This window comes from Pseudomonas sp. FR229a, assembly GCF_030209115.1.
GTDB lineage: Bacteria > Pseudomonadota > Gammaproteobacteria > Pseudomonadales > Pseudomonadaceae > Aquipseudomonas > Aquipseudomonas moraviensis_A.
This window is the reverse complement of sequence record NZ_JARVSP010000008.1, coordinates 354559-372065: the sequence shown is the minus strand read 5'-3', so window position 1 is coordinate 372065 and position 17507 is coordinate 354559. Positions and strand designations below refer to the sequence as shown.

The following is a 17507-nucleotide window of genomic DNA, read 5'->3' as shown; positions in this document are numbered from 1 at the left end:
CGGGAGACCTTCATGGCTTATCAATTCGATTTCCTGCCGGTGGTGGAAAACACCGACCTGCTGCTGCGCGGCGCGCTGTTCACCCTTGAGCTGACCGCCATCGGCGCACTGCTCGGGGTTGGCGTCGGCATTGTCGGCGCGCTGGTGCGAGCGTGGCAGATCCGCCCGTTCTCAGCGATCTTCGGCGTCTACGTCGAATTGATCCGCAACACGCCGTTTCTGGTGCAACTGTTCTTCATCTTCTTCGGCCTGCCGTCGCTCGGCGTGCAGATTTCCGAGTGGCAGGCGGCGGTGCTGGCGATGGTGATCAACCTTGGCGCCTATTCGACCGAGATCATTCGCGCCGGCATCCAGGCGATTCCGCGCGGGCAACTGGAAGCGGCTGCGGCACTGGCGATGACCCGTTTCGAAGCGTTCCGCCATGTCGTGTTGCTGCCAGCGCTGGGCAAGGTCTGGCCGGCGCTGAGCAGCCAGATCATCATCGTCATGCTCGGTTCGGCGGTGTGTTCGCAGATCGCCACGGAAGAATTGAGCTTCGCTGCCAACTTCATTCAGTCGCGCAACTTCCGCGCCTTTGAAACCTACGCGCTGACCACGTTGATCTACCTGTGCATGGCGCTGCTGATCCGCCAGTTGCTCAACTGGTTCGGCCGCCGCTTCATTGCCAGGAGCAGCCAATGAGCGATTTCACTTTCTGGGACATCCTGCGCAATCTGCTCACCGGCCTGCAATGGACGCTGGCGCTGTCGCTGGTGGCGTTCATTGGCGGCGGTCTGGTCGGCCTGCTGATTCTGGTCATGCGCATCTCGAAAAACACCCTGCCAAGCAGCATCGCCCGCACCTGGATCGAGCTGTTCCAGGGCACGCCGCTGTTGATGCAATTGTTTCTGGTGTTCTTCGGCGTGGCGTTGGCCGGGATCGAAATTTCGCCGTGGATGGCCGCGGCGATCGCTTTGACCTTGTTCACCAGCGCCTATCTGGCGGAGATCTGGCGCGGTTGCGTCGAGGCGATTCCCCACGGCCAGTGGGAAGCCTCATCGAGCCTGGCGCTCAATCCGCTGGAGCAACTGCGCTACGTGATTCTGCCGCAAGCGCTACGCATCGCCGTGGCGCCGACCGTGGGGTTCTCGGTGCAAGTGGTCAAAGGCACAGCGGTGACATCGATCATCGGTTTCACCGAACTGACCAAGACCGGCGGCATGCTCGCCAACGCCACATTCGAACCGTTCATGGTCTACGGCCTCGTCGCCCTCGGCTATTTCCTGCTCTGCTACCCCTTGTCCCTCAGCGCGCGCTACCTGGAAAGGAGACTGCATGCCTCTGCTTAGAATTTCCGCCCTGCATAAATACTATGGCGATCATCACGTGCTCAAAGGCATCGACCTCAGTGTCGAAGAAGGCCAGGTGGTGGCGATCATCGGCCGCAGCGGCTCGGGCAAGTCGACCCTGTTGCGCACCCTCAATGGCCTGGAGTCGATCAACGATGGCGTGATCGAAGTCGACGGCGAGTACCTCGATGCCGCCCGCGCCGATCTGCGCAGCCTGCGGCAAAAGGTCGGCATGGTCTTTCAACAGTTCAACCTGTTCCCGCACCTGACCGTCGGCGAAAACGTCATGCTCGCGCCGCAAGTGGTGCAGAAAGTGCCCAAGGCCAGGGCAGCCGAACTGGCGCGGGAAATGCTCGAGCGAGTCGGGCTCGGGGAGAAATTCGATGCCTTCCCGGACCGCCTGTCCGGCGGCCAGCAGCAGCGGGTGGCGATTGCCCGGGCCCTGGCGATGTCGCCGAAGGTGTTGCTGTGCGACGAGATCACCTCGGCACTCGACCCGGAACTGGTCAATGAAGTGCTCAGCGTGGTGCGGCAACTGGCCAAGGAAGGCATGACGCTGATCATGGTCACCCACGAGATGCGCTTCGCCCGGGAAGTCGGCGACAAACTGGTGTTCATGCACCATGGCAAGGTGCATGAGGTGGGCGATCCAAAGGTGCTGTTTGCCAATCCGCAGACGGCGGAGCTGGCGAACTTTATTGGCACCGTGGAAGCGACAGCCTGAAGATTTTCTGAGGCAGTGATGCCCTCTTCGCGAGCAGGCTCGCTCCCACATGGGAATGCGCTCACCTGTGGGAGCGAGCCTGCTCGCGAATGGCCGCGCCGCGATCTCCAGACTTTCTATGCTGAATCAAGGCTTTGCGCCATGCGCGTTGGCGTCAGCGTTTGATCGTGGCACGATGTCGGGGTTATCGACCGAGACCCCCTGACCATGCCGCAATCCCAAGCCAAGAATCTGTCCCTGATCGCCGCAATCGACCTGGGCTCCAACAGCTTTCACATGGTCGTGGCCAAGGCCCGGAACGGCGAAATCCGCATCCTCGAACGCCTTGGCGAGAAGGTCCAACTGGCCGCCGGCATCGACGATGCGCGCCAGCTCAATGAAGAATCGATGCAGCGCGGCCTCGATTGCCTCAAGCGCTTTGCTCAGCTGATCAACGGTATGCCCCTGGGCGCCGTGCGCATCGTCGGCACCAACGCCCTGCGCGAAGCGCGCAACCGTGGCGAGTTCATCCGCCGCGCCGAGGAAATCCTCGGCCATACCGTCGAAGTCATCTCCGGCCGTGAAGAAGCGCGCCTGATCTATCTGGGCGTCTCGCACACGCTCGCCGATACGCCGGGCAAACGTTTGGTCGCCGACATTGGCGGCGGCAGTACCGAATTCATCATCGGCCAGCGCTTCGAGCCATTGCTGCGCGAAAGCCTGCAGATGGGCTGCGTGAGTTTCACCCAGCGCTACTTCAAGGACGGCAAAATTACCCCGGCGCGCTACGCCCAGGCGTATACGGCGGCGCGGCTGGAAATCATGAGCATCGAACACGCCCTGCATCGCCTGACCTGGGATGAGGCCATCGGCTCCTCCGGTACGATTCGCGCCATCGGTCTGGCACTGAAGGCCGGCGGCCATGGCAGCGGCGAGGTCAACGCAGAAGGCCTGGCGTGGCTCAAGCGCAAGCTGTTCAAACTGGGCGACGCCGACAAGATCGATTTCGAAGGCATCAAGCCTGATCGCCGGGCGATCTTCCCGGCCGGTCTGGCGATTCTCGAAGCGATTTTCGATGCCCTCGAACTGCAACGCATGGATCACTGCGACGGCGCGCTGCGCGAAGGCGTGCTCTACGACCTGCTCGGTCGCCACCATCACGAAGATGTGCGCGAACGCACCCTGACCTCGCTCATGGAGCGCTATCACGTCGATCTTGAACAGGCGGCGCGGGTCGAGCGCAAAGCCCTGCATGCATTCGATCAGGTCGCCGTGGACTGGGAGCTGGACGACGGCATCTGGCGCGAGCTGCTCGGCTGGGCGGCGAAAGTGCACGAAGTCGGGCTCGACATCGCTCACTATCACTACCACAAGCACGGTGCCTACCTGATCGAGCACTCGGACCTGGCCGGCTTCTCCCGCGAGGATCAGCAGATGCTCGCACTGTTGGTACGCGGCCACCGCCGCAACATTCCCAAGGACAAATTCGCCGAGTTCGGCGATGACGGCATCAAGCTGATTCGCCTGTGCGTGCTGCTGCGTTTTGCGATTCTGTTCCATCACATTCGCGGAACCCAGGCGATGCCGCAGGTGGTCCTGCATGCCGAGGGTGACAGCCTGGATGTGGAGTTTCCCGAGAACTGGCTGGAGGAGAACCAGCTGACCCAGGCGGATTTCGCGCTGGAGGCGGACTGGTTGACGCGGGTGGGCATCGTTCTCACGGTGCACTGATCTGCGTTGCAGGAACTGCCGCAGGCTGCGGTCTTTTGATCTTGTCGTTAAAGATCAAGATCAAAAGATCGCAGCCTCGTTGCACTCGACAGCTCCTACAGGCCATTCCAGGCACAAAAAAGGCGATCCGTCGGGGTCGCCTTTTTTATTGGGTCCGGTTTGAGGAACTGCGTGAGCCTTGCCCCTCACCCCAGCCCTCTCCCGAGGGAGAGGAAGCCGATTTGTGGGCTTTTTAAATCCTGAGTTCGACTCGGTATTGCGAGTCGGCGTAACCCTGACATCCACCTCGGTCAGTCCCCTCTCCCTCCGGGAGAGGGTTAGGGTGAGGGGCTTTTGACTTCCAGCACTTAACTGCTAACGGGCAATATCGGGCTGCCCAACCGCTCCAGCAACGTGGCCTGCGCACTGCGCGGGTTCTGGTTGCCGGTGGGCGTGTTGCGAATGTAGCGGCCGTCCGACTGCAGGCTCCAGCTGTGGGTGTTGTCGGTCAGGTACAGCTCCAGCTCTTTCTTGACCCGGGTCAGCAGCTTCTTGCCTTCCACCGGGAAGCAGGTCTCGACACGCTTGTCGAGGTTGCGCTCCATCCAGTCGGCGCTGGAGAGGAACATCTGCTCGTCGCCGCCGTTGAGGAAGTAGAACACCCGCGTGTGCTCGAGGAAGCGGCCAATGATCGAGCGCACATGAATATTGTGCGAGACCCCGGCAATGCCCGGACGCAGGCAGCACATGCCGCGCACCACCAGATCGATGCGCACGCCGGACTGGCTGGCCTTGTACAGCGCACGGATGATCTTCGGATCGGTCAGCGAGTTGAACTTGGCGATGATGTGCGCCGGTTTGCCTTCGAGGGCGAACTGGGTTTCGCGGGCAATCATGTCGAGCATGCCCTTCTTCAGGGTAAACGGCGCGTGCAGCAGCTTTTTCATGCGCAGGGTCTTGCCCATGCCGATCAACTGGCTGAACAGCTTGCCGACGTCTTCGCATAAAGCGTCGTCAGAGGTCAGCAGGCTGTAGTCGGTATAGAGCTTGGCATTACCGGCGTGATAGTTCCCGGTGCCGAGGTGTGCGTAGCGGACGATCTCGCCAGCCTCGCGGCGCAGGATCAGCATCATCTTGGCGTGGGTCTTGAAGCCGACCACACCGTAGATCACCACTGCACCGGCCGCTTGCAGACGGCTGGCCAGTTGCAGGTTGGATTCTTCGTCGAAGCGCGCGCGCAGCTCGATCACCGCAGTGACTTCCTTGCCGTTACGCGCGGCGTCCACCAGCGCATCGACGATCTCGGAGTTGGCCCCGGAGCGGTACAGCGTTTGCCGTACGGCGAGCACGTGCGGGTCTTTCGCCGCCTGGCGCAGCAGGTCGACCACCGGGGTGAACGACTCGAACGGGTGCAGCAGGAGGATGTCCTGCTTGCTGACCACGCTGAAAATGTTTTCGCTGTTCTGCAGCAGTTTCGGGATCTGCGGGGTGAACGGCGTGTATTGCAGCTCCGGATGGCTGTCCAGACCGGTGATGCTGAACAGCCGCGTCAGGTTGACCGGGCCGTTGACCTGATACAGCTCGGTCTCGCTCAGGTTGAACTGCTTGAGCAGGTAGTCCGAGAGGTGTTTCGGGCAAGTGTCGGCGACTTCCAGACGCACCGCGTCACCGTAGCGCCGCGAGAACAGCTCGCCACGCAGGGCGCGGGCCAGGTCTTCGACATCTTCGGAGTCGAGGGCCAGGTCGGCGTTTCGGGTCAGGCGGAACTGGTAGCAGCCCTTGACCTTCATGCCCTGGAACAGGTCATCGGCGTGAGCGTGGATCATCGACGACAGGAACACATAGTTGTCGCCAGCGCCACCGACTTCTTCCGGCACCTTGATGATCCGTGGCAGCAGACGCGGCGCCGGAATGATCGCCAGACCGGAGTCGCGCCCGAAGGCGTCGATGCCTTCGAGCTCGACGATGAAGTTCAGGCTCTTGTTCACCAGCAGCGGGAACGGGTGCGTCGGGTCGAGGCCGATCGGGGTGATGATCGGGGCGATTTCGTCGCGGAAATAACGACGTACCCAGGTCTTGAGCTTGGTGGTCCAGTTGCGCCGACGGATGAAGCGCACCTGATGCTTTTCCAGCTCGGGCAGGAGGATGTCGTTGAGGATAGCGTACTGGCGATCGACGTGACCGTGGACCAGCTCGCTGATCCGCGCCAGCGCCTGATGCGGCTGCAAGCCGTCAGCGCCGGCCTGTTCACGGGCGAAGGTGATCTGCTTTTTCAGCCCGGCAACGCGGATTTCAAAGAATTCGTCGAGGTTGCTGGAGAAGATCAGCAGGAACTTCAGCCGCTCCAGCAAAGGGTAGGACTCGTCCAGCGCCTGTTCGAGCACGCGGATATTGAACTGCAATTGCGAAAGCTCGCGGTGGATGTACAGGCTGCTGTCATCCAGGCCGGGAATGGCGATCGCCGGCACCGCCGCGGCAGTTTCGGCAACCGGCGCGGGTGGCGCAGGTTCCATTTCCGGCGGGGTTTCGGTGATCTGCTCGACCACCGGCTGAGCTTCTTTTACGGCAACTTCAGTGAGTCCTTCGGTATTCATGGAATGTTCCTGGGAGGGCTATTTCTGCTCTCGTAACAATTGAGCGGCACGAACGGCAAAGTAAGTCAGGATGCCATCTGCACCGGCACGTTTAAAGGCGGTCAGTGACTCGAGGATCACCGCTTCGCTCAACCAGCCATTCTGGATAGCGGCCATGTGCATGGCGTATTCGCCACTGACCTGATAGACGAAGGTCGGCACCTTGAAGGCATCTTTGACCCGAAAAAGAATGTCCAGGTAGGGCATGCCCGGTTTGACCATGACCATATCCGCGCCTTCGGACAAGTCCGCACCGACTTCGTGCAGCGCTTCGTCGCTGTTGGCCGGATCCATCTGGTAAGAGGCCTTGTTGGCCTTGCCGAGATTCGACGCCGACCCCACCGCATCGCGGAACGGGCCGTAGTAGGCGCTGGCGTATTTGGCCGAGTAGGCCATGATGCGCACGTTGACGTGACCGGCTATTTCCAGCGCTTCACGAATGGCCTGGACGCGGCCGTCCATCATGTCCGATGGCGCGACGACCTGAGCGCCGGCCTCAGCGTGGGACAGGGCCTGACGTACCAGCGCATCGACGGTGATGTCGTTCTGCACGTAGCCGTCTTCGTCGAGAATGCCATCCTGACCATGGGTGGTGAACGGGTCCAGCGCCACGTCGGTGATCACCCCCAGTTCAGGGAAGCGCTCGCGCAGAGCGCGAGTGGCACGCTGGGCGATACCTTCGCGATTCCACGCTTCGGCGGCATCCAGGGATTTCAGTTCGGGCGGAGTGACCGGGAACAGCGCCAGCGCTGGAATCCCCAGCTCGACCCACTTCGCCGCTTCTTCCAGCAGCAGATCAATCGTCAGCCGCTCGACGCCCGGCATCGAGGCTACGGCTTCGCGGCGATTCTCACCGTCGAGCACAAATACCGGCAGGATCAGGTCATCGACCGTCAGCACGTTTTCACGCACCAGCCGCCGGGAAAAATCATCACGACGATTGCGACGCAGGCGGGTGGCGGGAAACAGACGATTGGCGGGGGTAAAGCTCACGGCAGACTCCTGAGCCCGGGCAAACGGGCGAGCGTGACAGTTATAGACGGCCATTATGACCAACAGATGACAGTTGTGTGAGACCTGTGACGGGTAGCCGCTTTCCATTCTCGGTGTAGGAATTGTTCACGTCGAGACACATTTGGACACTTTCATGAATGTGCCCGAAGGGTTAGGCTGCGCGTTCATTTCGCCAGCACCCAGACAATGCTCCAACAATTTCTGCACGACTTTGGCTACTTTGCCTTGTTTCTCGGCACGTTCTTCGAAGGCGAAACCATCCTGGTGCTCGCAGGCTTCCTCGCGTTCCGTGGATACATGGACATCAACCTGGTGGTGGTCGTGGCGTTCTTTGGCAGTTACGCCGGCGATCAGCTGTGGTACTTCCTGGGGCGCAAGCACGGGCGCAAGTTGCTCGCGCGCAAACCGCGCTGGCAGATGATGGGCGACCGCGCGCTGGAGCACATCCGCAGGCATCCGGACATCTGGGTCCTGAGCTTCCGTTTCGTCTACGGCCTGCGCACGGTGATGCCGGTGGCGATCGGTCTGTCCGGCTATCCGCCGGGACGCTACTTGCTGCTCAATGGTATCGGCGCGGCGATCTGGGCCAGTGCACTGGCTGCTGCGGCTTACCACTTCGGCGCAGTACTGGAAGGCATGCTCGGCAGCATCAAGAAGTATGAGCTGTGGGTGCTCGGTGCGTTGCTGATCCTCGGCCTGGGTCTGTGGCTGCGGCGCCGCTTCAAGAATGCGCAGTTGGCGAAGAAGATCTATGAGGATGAGCAGATCGCCAAAGCCGCCGCGGCCGAGCAGTTGCGTCAGGCCGAAGCGACCCATCCCGCCGAGCCTAAAACGCCAGCCGAATAAGCCTCGCGCTGGCGGCTGACGCGCGCAGCCAAGGCAAATAATGAACACCCCGCCGCCGTTGCGATCCATTGAGAGAGCGCTCTGCCCCCGCGTGCGTCGCCCATGCCCCTATGGCAACGCGTGACGATTTAAGGGACATTGAGCGCCATGAATCTGGAGAGAAGCCCATGAGCAAAAAAGTTGCAGTGATCCTGTCCGGCAGTGGCGTGTACGACGGCGCCGAAATCCAGGAAAGTGTCATCACCCTGTTGCGCCTCGACCAGCGCGGCGCGCAGGTACAGTGCTTCGCGCCGAACATTGCGCAACTGCATGTAATCAATCACCTGACCGGCGAAGAAATGCCGGAATCGCGCAACGTGCTGGTGGAGTCGGCGCGGATTGCCCGCGGCAACGTCAAGGATATCCGCGACGCCGATGTCGAGGACTTCGATGCGCTGCTCGTGCCCGGCGGTTTCGGTGCGGCGAAAAACCTGTCGAACTTCGCCATCGAAGGCGCCGGATGCACCGTGCAACCTGAAGTGCTCGCCCTGGCCGAGGCGTTTGCCGAAGCGGGCAAACCGGTCGGGCTGATCTGCATCTCCCCGGCGCTGGCAGCAAAAATCTACGGCCCCGGGGTGACCTGCACCATCGGCAACGACGCCGACACCGCTGCGGCAATGAACAAAATGGGCGCCACCCACGAAGAGTGCGCCGTCACCGACATCGTCGAAGACAAGGCGCGCAAACTGGTGACCACCCCGGCGTACATGCTGGCGCAGACCATCAGCGAAGCGGCTTCGGGCATCAACAAACTGGTCGACCGTGTGCTCGAACTGACCCACGAAAACGACGCTTGAAATCAAAAGATCGCAGCCTTCGGCAGCTCCTACAGGTTTCGTGTCGCGCCGTGATATTGCGGCATACACCGCCCCTGTAGGAGCTGCCGCAGGCTGCGATCTTTTCAGCGCTCGCGGATGAGCCGGGTCAGAATCCGGTCCAAAGCATTGGCAAACGCCTGCTTCTCGCGCTCGCCAAATGGTGCCGGGCCGCCGCTCATCTGACCCTGTTCGCGCAAATCGGTAAACAGATTCCGCACCGCCAGACGCTCGCCCATGTTCTGCGCATCGAACTCCTTGCCGCGCGGATCCAGCGCCGCCACGCCCTTCTTCACCAGCCGATCGGCCAATGGAATATCGCTGCAGATCACCAGCTCACCCGGCACCGCGTGCTCGACCAGATAATCATCCGCCGCGTCCGGCCCGCTCGGCACTACGATCAGTTTGACGATGGCCAAACCCGGTTTGATCTGCGGCTGCCCGGCCACCAGGACCACTTCGAACTGGCGCTTGAGGGCGAACTTCACCACCAGATCCTTCGCCGCCCGTGGACAGGCGTCGGCATCGATCCATACACGCATGTTCTTGCCTCCAAAAAATTCGCGAGCAGGCTCGCTCCCACAGGATACAGACCGAACCTGTGGGAGCGAGCCTGCTCGCGAATATGAGCGCAGCGAATGCTTTCAGGCAGCCGAAACCCGGCGCTTCTCAGCCACCCAGCTACGCCCATACAACAGCACAATCGCCACGATCGCTACCGCCTGCGCAATCAGCGAATAGGCATCGGCGTGGATCCCCAGCCAGTCGAATTCAAAGAACGCCACCGGCCGCGTGCCGAAGATCCCGGCTTCCTGCAAGGCCTTCACGCCGTGCCCGGCGAAGACCACCGACAACGCGCACAGCAGCGCGGCGTTGATGCTGAAGAATAAGGTCAGCGGCAGTTTCGCCGAGCCACGCAGAATCACCCAGGCCAGACCGACCAACAAAACCAGAGCGGTCGCGCCGCCGGCCAGCACGGCGTTGTGCCCGGCAGGCCCGGCCTGCAACCACAGGGTTTCGTAGAACAGGATCACCTCGAACAGCTCGCGGTACACCGAGAAAAACGCGAGGATCGCGAAGCCGAAACGTCCCCCGCCGCCGACCAGGCTGCTCTTGATGTAATCCTGCCAGGCCGCGGCGTGACGCCGGTCATGCATCCACACGCCGAGCCACAGCACCATGACGCTGGCAAACAGCGCAGTGGCGCCTTCCAGCAGTTCACGCTGCGAACCGCTGACATCGATCACATAAGCGGCCAGTGCCCAGGTGCCCAGGCCCGCCAGCAATGCCAGCCCCCAACCCACGTTGACGCTGCGCACCGCTGACTGCTGGCCGGTATTGCGCAGGAAAGCGAGGATCGCCGCCAGCACCAGAATCGCTTCCAGGCCTTCACGCAGCAGGATCAGCAGGCCGGAGATGTAGCTCAGCGACCAGCTCAAGCCATCGCTGCCCAACAGGCCGGCGGATTCCTTGAGCTTGGCCTTGGCCGCGTCCAGACGCTGCTCGGCCTGCTCGACGGGCAGGCCGTCCTGCAGCGACTGCCGGTACGCCATCAAGGATTTTTCGGTGTCCTTGCGCACGTTGGCATCGACGTTATCCAGCGAGCTTTCCACCAGTTCGAAGCCTTCCAGATACGCCGCTACCGACAGGTCATAGGCCTGATCGTGCTCACCCGCGCGATAGGCCGCGAGGCTCTTGTCCAGCGTGGCGGCGGTGTAATCGAGCAACTGCGCCGGGCCGCGTTTGACCTGCGGTGGTTGTGCGCGCTGGGCACGGAATGTCGCCGCGATCTCTGCGCCCTCGGCTGCCTGCACTTCGGCCGGGGTCTGGCGGGCCAGATCGGCGATGTTGTAGACCTTGGCGGACTTGGCCGCTGCCGCATCGGCACTGAAGCCGGCGATATAAGTAGCCAGATCCCAACGCTGGCGATCATCGAGCTGATCGGCGAACGCCGGCATGTCGGTGCCTTCGACGCCTTGGCCAAGGGTGCTGTAGATCGCGTACAGGCTCAGGTGATCCATGCGCGCGGCGTCGCGCAGGTTGGCTGGCGCAGGGGTCAGGCCGACGCCGGCCGGGCCGTCGCCAGCGCCTGTATCGCCGTGGCATACCGAGCAGTTCTGCGCGTACAGCGGCGCACCGCGCGTCGGGTCCGGGGTAATGATCGGCGCTTGGCTGACTTCATACGCCACGGCCAGTTTCGCCCCCAACTGTCGGGCCTGACGCGCAACTTCGGCGCCATCCTGCTTCGCACTGATCGCGGCGTGCAAAGACTTCACGCCCTGCTCCAGCGCGACTTTTTCGGGTTTGGCTGGCAATGCGGTAATCAAGCCTTGCAGAACCTGGGTGAACTCCAGCTGTTCACGGTATTCGCCATCGTCGATGACCTTGCCTGCCGCGACCGTCGGCGGGTAGTCGGCACTGATGTAATCGAGCAGGTGCAGCGCTTGCGGCGCGCCTTCCACGGTATCGGCCAGCAGCGGCAGGCTGCTCAGGGACAATAACGGGAACAGCAGCCAGGCCAGCAATCGGGACGAGGCAGTCATGAACGAATCTCAAATGGAAATGCGAAGTTACATATTGTTCACTTCGCAGACGTTTCCCTCAAGCTTTGTCGGCGTTTCGCTCTGATTGGCAGGAAATACCCGGCAGACGGTGGCAGCGTTTGTCGCCGAGTATGGCCGCACTGCCCGCTGCCAATTGTCCTCGACCCGCTCGAGGAAGATCGCAGCCATTTGCCATCATCCACTTTATACTGCCCGCCCCAGAGCATTCGCGCGCAAGGAAACAAGGTCAATGCGGAGTATCCCGTTCGTTTTGCTGCTCTGCGTGGCTGGTCAGTTGAGCGGTTGTGCCGCCTATCGCAACTACGATCTTGAAATGCAGCAGACCACCGAGGAAATGACCCGGGGCAATCTCACGGGCGCTCTGGCACTGGTGGAAATGCACAACCCGTGGGAAGACAAGGATCTGCTGTATTACCTCGAAAAAGGCGCGATCCTCAGTGCTGGCAGTGCCCTGCCCGACAGTCAGGACGCCTTGCGCAGTGCCGACCGGATGATCTTCCAGCGCGAAGAGGCCAACCCGTCCGGCGCGATGAAATTACTGGCGCGCTTCGGTGATGAAATGGGCACCATGCTGGTCAACGACAAGTTGCGCCGCTATGAAGGCTACGATTACGAAAAGGTCATGCTGACCACACAGATGGCTTTGAACCAGCTGTCCGTCAATGACTTCGCCGGCGCCCGCGCAGACATCAAGAAAACCCACGAACGCGAAGCATTGATCGCCCGCCAGCGTGAACAGCAATACGAAGCGGCCGAAGAGCAGGCCAAGGTCCAAGGCAAGACCCCGCATTACAAGGACCTGGAGGGCTACCCGGTCGCCCTGCTCGAGGCTCCGCAGGTCGTGGAGCTGAAAAACGGCTACCAGAGTGCCTTCAGCCACTATCTGGCCGGCTTCACCTATGAAGCCCTCGGCGAGCGCGCCCTCGCAGCGGCCGGTTATCGCCAGGCGATTGAACTGCGGCCGGACATGCCCTTGCTGCAAAAAGCCCTGCGTAATCTCGACAAACCGCCCGCGAAAGCCGATGAAAGCGACGTGCTGCTGATTATCCAGAGCGGCCTGGCTCCTGCTCGCAGCTCCGTGCAGGTGCCGATCCCGGTTCGTCTGAACGAAACGCTGGTCATCATTGCGCCGATTTCATTCCCGGTGATGGTGCCGGACGCAGTCACGCCCCACTTCAACCACATTACCGTGGACGGTCGCAAACAGCCGTTGGTGGTGATCAACAGCGTGACCGACATGTCCATGCGCACACTGCGCGACGACATGCCGGAAATCATCTCGCGGGCGATGTTCCGCGCCAACATGGCAGCCATCGGTCAGGCGCAGGAAAACGAGCGCAACCCGGCGAAAGCATCGTTGACCGTCACCCAGCATGATCCTTTCGAAGAAGCCGACACCCGCACTTGGCGAGCATTGCCGGACAAGACACTGGTGGCCCGCCTGCGCCTGAAGAAAGGCCTGCACAGCTTCCGCTTCGCGACTGCACCCATCGATCACCCTTTTGAATTGCGCGTCGACCAGGATCGCCAGATTCTGCACCTGCGGGTATTCCGGGATCAGGTTTTTACCGTCGGATCAGCCTTCGTGCCGAATCAAAGACCTGCACCGGAGAAACCCGCGTCTGCGGATAGGTGATGGCACAGCTTCAGAAAATGGACTCAAAAAGCTATTACATAGCCATCACTCGGCGATTATAATGCCGCGCCCTCGCCCAGCGAGCCGGCACCAAAGCTCCTCTCCCGTGAGGAATTGGCAGGAGGCCAGCGCCGCCGTCGATAGGTCACACCAGCCCGACCAGCACCCGCGGCTGCAAGTTTTCGTCACTCAGGGAAGAAGTACCCATGGCATTCCGCGCTCCCATGCTGCTCGCGCTCAGCGCCGTCACGCTGTTGTCCGGCTGTGCAGCGTTTCGCAACTACGATTCCGAACTGGCCCAGACCAACCAGCAACTGGCTTCCGGCAACGTCGACGCTGCTCTGACCCTGCTGGAAAAAAACAACACCGGCACCGATAAAGACCTGCTCTATTACTTCGAGAAAGGCGAACTGCTGCGCGCCAAGGGCGACCTGTCGGGCAGCCAGAACGCCTGGGGCAGCGCCGATCAGGTGGTCGGTCAATGGGAAGACGCGGTCAAGCTCGACTCGGCCAAGTACCTGGCACAGTTCGGCAGCTTCATCGTCAACGACAAGGTGCGCCGCTACGAAGGCTATGACTATGAAAAAGTCATGCTGACCACGCAGATGGCCCTGAACCTGTTGGCGGTCAACGATTTCGATGGCGCCCGCACTGCGATCAAAAAGACCCACGAACGCGAAGCGGTGATCGCCGACCTGCGCGACAAGGAATACCTCAAGAGCGAAGAACAGGCCGAGAAGGAAGGCATCAAGACCCAGTACAAGGATCTGCAGGGTTATCCGGTTGCCAGCCTCGACGCACCGGAAGTGGTCGGCCTGAAAAACAGCTACCAGAGTGCGTTCAGCCATTACCTCGCCGGTTTCGTCTACGAAGCCCTGGGCGAGAAGGATCTGGCTGCGCCGGGTTATCGCAAAGCCGCCGAACTGCGCCCGAACACACCGCTGCTCGAGCAGGCGCTGGTCAATCTCGACAAGCCTTCGAAGTCTGACGACAGCGACATTCTGATCGTGGTCCAGAGCGGTCTTGCCCCGGCGCGCGACTCGATTCGCGTACCGCTGCCGCTGCCGATTTCCAACAACGTGGTAATCACCCCGTTGTCGTTCCCGATCATCAAACCGGACACCTCCACCGCGCCGTTTGCGCAGATCGGCGTCGACGGCAAGCAGGTCGACCTGACCGCGCTGAACAGCACCACCGCCATGTCCCGCCGCGCCCTGCGCGATGACATGCCGGGGATCATCGTCCGCACCACCGTCCGCGCGATCACCAAAGGCGTGGCGCAGAAGCAGATCAACGAAACCAACCCGCTGGCCGGCCTTGCCGTAGGCATTTCTTCAGCAGTGCTCGAAGGTGCCGATACCCGTACATGGCGCACCCTGCCGGACAACACCCAAGTGGTGCGTCTGCGCCTGAAAAAGGGGGAGCATCAGGTTACCCTGCCGAGCGCCGTCGGCGGCTCGGTGGTCAGGGTCACCGTCGATCAGCGCTATCAAGTGGTCAGCCTGCGTGCCGTGGGCAACCAGGTATTCGCTGGCGGCATCGCCGCACACGTTTTGCCGAGCGCTGGCGCGACCAACGTCGCCAGCCTCAAACAACCTTAAGAACGGAGTCTTTGCAATGCGCTTGAAGATCATCGCCGTCGCCGCCCTCGCCTTGCTGGCAGGCTGCGCCACCCCGCCACCGCCAGAGCCGGGCAGCGCCGCGAGCAAAGTCGTGGCCATGGGCCCGCAGAAACACATCGTCGTCGGCGCCATGCGCGTCGCCCGCGAAAACGGCTTCATGACCGTCAACGTGCAGCTGAGCAACACCCTCAACAGCAACAAGATCTTCTACTACCGCTTCGCCTGGCTTGGCGCCGAAGGTTTTCCGGTTGCCGAAGAAGAAGTCTGGAAAAGCCAGATGATGTACGGCGCCCAGACCAGCTTCATTCAGGCCATCGCCCCGACCCCGAAAGCCGTGGATTTCCGTTTGGAAATCAAGACGCCTTAAGCCCGCCACCCTATTTCTGATTGAGAGAGCTTTCTCATGTTTGCACGCTTTTCCTGCATCGCCGTCATCGCCCTGCTCGCCTCCGGTTGCGCCAACACCTCGCCGACTCTGGGCAGCAAGAACATCAGCTACGGCGACACCAAAGCGGTTGAAACCGTGACCAACGAATTCGGTTCGACCGACCTGCAAATGATCGCCGAGTCGATGACCCGCTCGCTGGCCCAGTCCGGCATCCTGCAGGGCCGTCCGGTGGTTCAGGTCTACGACGTGAAGAACAAGACCAGCGAGTACATCGACACTCGCGAAATCACCACCAGCATCAAAACGCAGTTGATGAAGACCGGTGTCGCGCGCTTCGCCAGCGACAACAATGCGATGCAGAGCCAGGTTGATCAGCTCAAGCTGCAGAACCAGAGCGGTCTGTACAAGAAAAGCACCGTGGCCAAGACCGGCAACATGATCGCTGCCAAGTACCGCATCGAAGGTTCGATCAGCTCGATCGTCAAGCGCAGCAGCGATTACAAGGACGTCTTCTACAAATTCAGCCTGCAGTTGATCGACGTTGAAAGCGGTCTGGCCGAGTGGATGGACGAAAAAGAGATCCGCAAAACCACGGAGCGTTAATCGATGCGCACATGGATTGGCATGATGGCCCTGGCTTGCGCGTTCAGCGTGCAGGCGGCCCCGAAAGTGGCGGTGACGGATCTGGCGTATCAGGAGCGCGTGGAGCAATACATCCACATCGTTTCGGCGCAGAGCAATCACCGCGAGAGTTACTACAGCGCCAGCGGATCTTCGAGCTACAACGAGATCGAAGCGACCACCAGCTACATCGAACAGGGCGAGTTACGCAAATTCACCGGCGACATCAAGGGTGAAATCCTCCGTACCGGCATGTTCCAACTGGTGCAGGGCACGCCGTACACCGCGTCCTCCAAAGGCGATGTGTATGACGTGATCAAGCGCATCAAGGCCGGCAACTTCAAAGGCGCCGACTACGTGCTGTTCGGCACCGTGTCCGACATCGATTTCACCCAGGACATCAACGAGCTGGCGCACACCGACAGCTATTCGGCGGTGCTGGGCCTGACGCTGGTGGCGGATTTCAGCCTGATCAACACCAAGACCTACGAGATCACCTCGGCCTTCACGGCGATGGGTGAAGCGCAGGACACCAAACTGGTGAACCATCGCGACATCAAGATCTCGCTGAACCGCCCTCGAGTGGTGCGTGAGGTGTCCAAAGCTTTGGGCGAGGACGTGGCCGGGCAATTGAGCATGCAACTCGGTGGTGGCGGTTACGAGCAGCCACGAGAGGCACCGCAACGCAACAACTTGCCGCGCGATACCGCACCGGTGATCCTGCGTTGAATTGAAACTGAGGGCTTTTGTGGCGAGGGAGCTTGCTCCCTCGCCACAGTCGAGTGTCAATCCGATGTCTCAGCGACAGCAAAAAAGGCGACCTGTTGAGGTCGCCTTTTTTCTGCCTGCGCGCTTCAGGCCGCCGCTTTGCGCAACGTCGCCATGAACGCCGCCGCGCCAATGAACAATCCGGCAAAGGTGCGGTTCATGCGCTTCTGTTGCTTGGGCGTGCGCAGCAGGCGCAGCACCTTCGACGCCAGCCCGGTGTAGCCGGCCATGACAATCAGATCGACGAAAACCATGGTCACGCCGATCACCACATACTGTATCAGCAGCGGTGCATGGGGATTGATGAACTGAGGCAACACCGCGAGCATGAACACCAACGCCTTGGGGTTGCTGATGTTCACCAGAAAGCCACGGAATACCAAGGCCAGCGGCTTGCCGATCGGTCGCACCGCGGCGTCATCACTCATGTCCATGGGCAGCGCCCGCCATTGCTTGATCGCCAGGTAAACCAGATAGGCGACACCGAACCATTTGATCGCATGGAACGCCGTGGCCGAAGCGGTGAGCACAGCGCCAACACCCGCGCCGACAATCGCGATCTGCACCGCCAGACCGATCTGCAGGCCCAGTGCGTTCCAGTAGCCGCGCCAGAACCCGTATTGCAGACCGCTGGACATCGACGCAATGGCGCCCGCGCCCGGGGACAGACTGATCACCCAGCAGGCGGCAAAGAATGCCAGCCATGTTTGAAGCTCCATCGCATACCTCGCCTGATGCTTGTGACAAATGCCTAAGCTAATGCGGCTTCGTGGGGATGACTACCGATTTCTTGCTGAATGTTGCAGGTGTTGCTGATGGC

At 61.2% G+C, this 17507-nt stretch carries 16 protein-coding genes; 11 read left to right on the top strand and 5 right to left on the bottom strand.

All coding sequences use genetic code 11. From position 1 onward, the window contains the following. The first annotated feature begins 12 nt into the window (after positions 1–12). From QRN33_RS08320 to ppx, 4 genes are all read left to right on the top strand, one after another. On the top strand, positions 13–681 hold the full coding sequence (locus QRN33_RS08320; protein ID WP_122612308.1) for an amino acid ABC transporter permease: 669 nt from the start codon (positions 13–15) through the stop codon (positions 679–681). Next, complete coding sequence (locus QRN33_RS08315) at positions 678–1328, top strand: amino acid ABC transporter permease (protein ID WP_016772621.1); 651 nt, start codon at positions 678–680, stop codon at positions 1326–1328. The genes QRN33_RS08320 and QRN33_RS08315 overlap by 4 nt, the downstream gene beginning before the upstream one ends. Continuing rightward, on the top strand, positions 1315–2052 hold the full coding sequence (locus tag QRN33_RS08310; protein WP_042607089.1) for an amino acid ABC transporter ATP-binding protein: 738 nt from the start codon (positions 1315–1317) through the stop codon (positions 2050–2052). The genes QRN33_RS08315 and QRN33_RS08310 overlap by 14 nt, the downstream gene beginning before the upstream one ends. Before the next feature lie 207 nt (positions 2053–2259). Beyond that, positions 2260–3762, top strand: a complete 1503-nt coding sequence (gene ppx, locus QRN33_RS08305; protein WP_042607090.1) for an exopolyphosphatase — start codon at positions 2260–2262, stop codon at positions 3760–3762. 347 nt (positions 3763–4109) lie between these two features. Here ppx and ppk1 read toward each other — a convergent pair whose 3' ends face one another. Together ppk1 and hemB are read right to left on the bottom strand one after the other, a co-directional pair. Beyond that, entirely contained in the window at positions 4110–6335 is a 2226-nt protein-coding gene (ppk1, locus tag QRN33_RS08300) for a polyphosphate kinase 1 (RefSeq protein ID WP_042607091.1), read from the bottom strand. An 18-nt stretch (positions 6336–6353) separates the two neighbouring features. Then, positions 6354–7367 carry a porphobilinogen synthase gene (gene hemB, locus QRN33_RS08295; protein ID WP_123417755.1) on the bottom strand — a complete coding sequence of 338 codons (1014 nt, stop codon included), beginning with the start codon at positions 7365–7367 and terminating at the stop codon, positions 6354–6356. 207 nt (positions 7368–7574) lie between these two features. Between hemB and QRN33_RS08290 the strand changes: the two genes are divergently transcribed. Continuing rightward, positions 7575–8234 (top strand): DedA family protein, encoded by a 660-nt coding sequence (locus tag QRN33_RS08290; RefSeq protein ID WP_042607093.1) that lies wholly within the window; start codon positions 7575–7577, stop codon positions 8232–8234. Between the two features lie 167 nt (positions 8235–8401). Next, positions 8402–9070 (top strand): isoprenoid biosynthesis glyoxalase ElbB, encoded by a 669-nt coding sequence (elbB, locus tag QRN33_RS08285; protein WP_064364674.1) that lies wholly within the window; start codon positions 8402–8404, stop codon positions 9068–9070. A gap of 104 nt (positions 9071–9174) precedes the next feature. Here the strand turns inward: elbB and QRN33_RS08280 are convergent, their stop codons facing one another. Together QRN33_RS08280 and QRN33_RS08275 are read right to left on the bottom strand one after the other, a co-directional pair. Next, on the bottom strand, positions 9175–9630 hold the full coding sequence (locus tag QRN33_RS08280) for a YaiI/YqxD family protein (protein ID WP_285407973.1): 456 nt from the start codon (positions 9628–9630) through the stop codon (positions 9175–9177). A 102-nt stretch (positions 9631–9732) separates the two neighbouring features. Further along, positions 9733–11631 (bottom strand): FTR1 family protein, encoded by a 1899-nt coding sequence (locus tag QRN33_RS08275; RefSeq protein WP_285407971.1) that lies wholly within the window; start codon positions 11629–11631, stop codon positions 9733–9735. A gap of 250 nt (positions 11632–11881) precedes the next feature. Here QRN33_RS08275 and QRN33_RS08270 point away from each other — a divergent pair, with 250 nt between their 5' ends. From QRN33_RS08270 to QRN33_RS08250, 5 genes are all read left to right on the top strand, one after another. Next, positions 11882–13288, top strand: coding sequence for a COG3014 family protein (locus tag QRN33_RS08270; protein WP_285407970.1), 1407 nt, complete (start codon positions 11882–11884; stop codon positions 13286–13288). A 206-nt stretch (positions 13289–13494) separates the two neighbouring features. Further along, entirely contained in the window at positions 13495–14889 is a 1395-nt protein-coding gene (locus QRN33_RS08265) for a COG3014 family protein (protein WP_281925760.1), read from the top strand. Between the two features lie 16 nt (positions 14890–14905). Then, positions 14906–15277 (top strand): YcfL family putative periplasmic lipoprotein, encoded by a 372-nt coding sequence (locus tag QRN33_RS08260; RefSeq protein WP_016772611.1) that lies wholly within the window; start codon positions 14906–14908, stop codon positions 15275–15277. 36 nt (positions 15278–15313) lie between these two features. Next, positions 15314–15901, top strand: coding sequence for a penicillin-binding protein activator LpoB (gene lpoB / locus QRN33_RS08255; RefSeq protein WP_039757415.1), 588 nt, complete (start codon positions 15314–15316; stop codon positions 15899–15901). Positions 15902–15904: 3 nt separating this feature from the next. Further along, entirely contained in the window at positions 15905–16648 is a 744-nt protein-coding gene (locus QRN33_RS08250) for a hypothetical protein (protein ID WP_042607099.1), read from the top strand. 125 nt (positions 16649–16773) lie between these two features. Here the strand turns inward: QRN33_RS08250 and rhtB are convergent, their stop codons facing one another. After that, positions 16774–17406 (bottom strand): homoserine/homoserine lactone efflux protein, encoded by a 633-nt coding sequence (gene rhtB / locus QRN33_RS08245; RefSeq protein WP_024014759.1) that lies wholly within the window; start codon positions 17404–17406, stop codon positions 16774–16776. Positions 17407–17507: the final 101 nt, after the last annotated feature.

Bases quoted from the DNA above. Each gene is read 5' to 3' on its own strand.
- QRN33_RS08280 (WP_285407973.1), bottom strand. From the start codon at position 9,630: ATGCGTGTATGGATCGATGCCGACGCCTGTCCACGGGCGGCGAAGGAT.
- ppk1 (WP_042607091.1), bottom strand. From the start codon at position 6,335: ATGAATACCGAAGGACTCACTGAAGTTGCCGTAAAAGAAGCTCAGCCG.
- QRN33_RS08275 (WP_285407971.1), bottom strand. From the start codon at position 11,631: ATGACTGCCTCGTCCCGATTGCTGGCCTGGCTGCTGTTCCCGTTATTG.
- QRN33_RS08320 (WP_122612308.1), top strand. From the start codon at position 13: ATGGCTTATCAATTCGATTTCCTGCCGGTGGTGGAAAACACCGACCTG.
- QRN33_RS08260 (WP_016772611.1), top strand. From the start codon at position 14,906: ATGCGCTTGAAGATCATCGCCGTCGCCGCCCTCGCCTTGCTGGCAGGC.
- QRN33_RS08265 (WP_281925760.1), top strand. From the start codon at position 13,495: ATGGCATTCCGCGCTCCCATGCTGCTCGCGCTCAGCGCCGTCACGCTG.
- QRN33_RS08310 (WP_042607089.1), top strand. From the start codon at position 1,315: ATGCCTCTGCTTAGAATTTCCGCCCTGCATAAATACTATGGCGATCAT.
- QRN33_RS08290 (WP_042607093.1), top strand. From the start codon at position 7,575: ATGCTCCAACAATTTCTGCACGACTTTGGCTACTTTGCCTTGTTTCTC.
- QRN33_RS08250 (WP_042607099.1), top strand. From the start codon at position 15,905: ATGCGCACATGGATTGGCATGATGGCCCTGGCTTGCGCGTTCAGCGTG.
- lpoB (WP_039757415.1), top strand. From the start codon at position 15,314: ATGTTTGCACGCTTTTCCTGCATCGCCGTCATCGCCCTGCTCGCCTCC.
- ppx (WP_042607090.1), top strand. From the start codon at position 2,260: ATGCCGCAATCCCAAGCCAAGAATCTGTCCCTGATCGCCGCAATCGAC.
- rhtB (WP_024014759.1), bottom strand. From the start codon at position 17,406: ATGGAGCTTCAAACATGGCTGGCATTCTTTGCCGCCTGCTGGGTGATC.
- QRN33_RS08270 (WP_285407970.1), top strand. From the start codon at position 11,882: ATGCGGAGTATCCCGTTCGTTTTGCTGCTCTGCGTGGCTGGTCAGTTG.
- QRN33_RS08315 (WP_016772621.1), top strand. From the start codon at position 678: ATGAGCGATTTCACTTTCTGGGACATCCTGCGCAATCTGCTCACCGGC.
- elbB (WP_064364674.1), top strand. From the start codon at position 8,402: ATGAGCAAAAAAGTTGCAGTGATCCTGTCCGGCAGTGGCGTGTACGAC.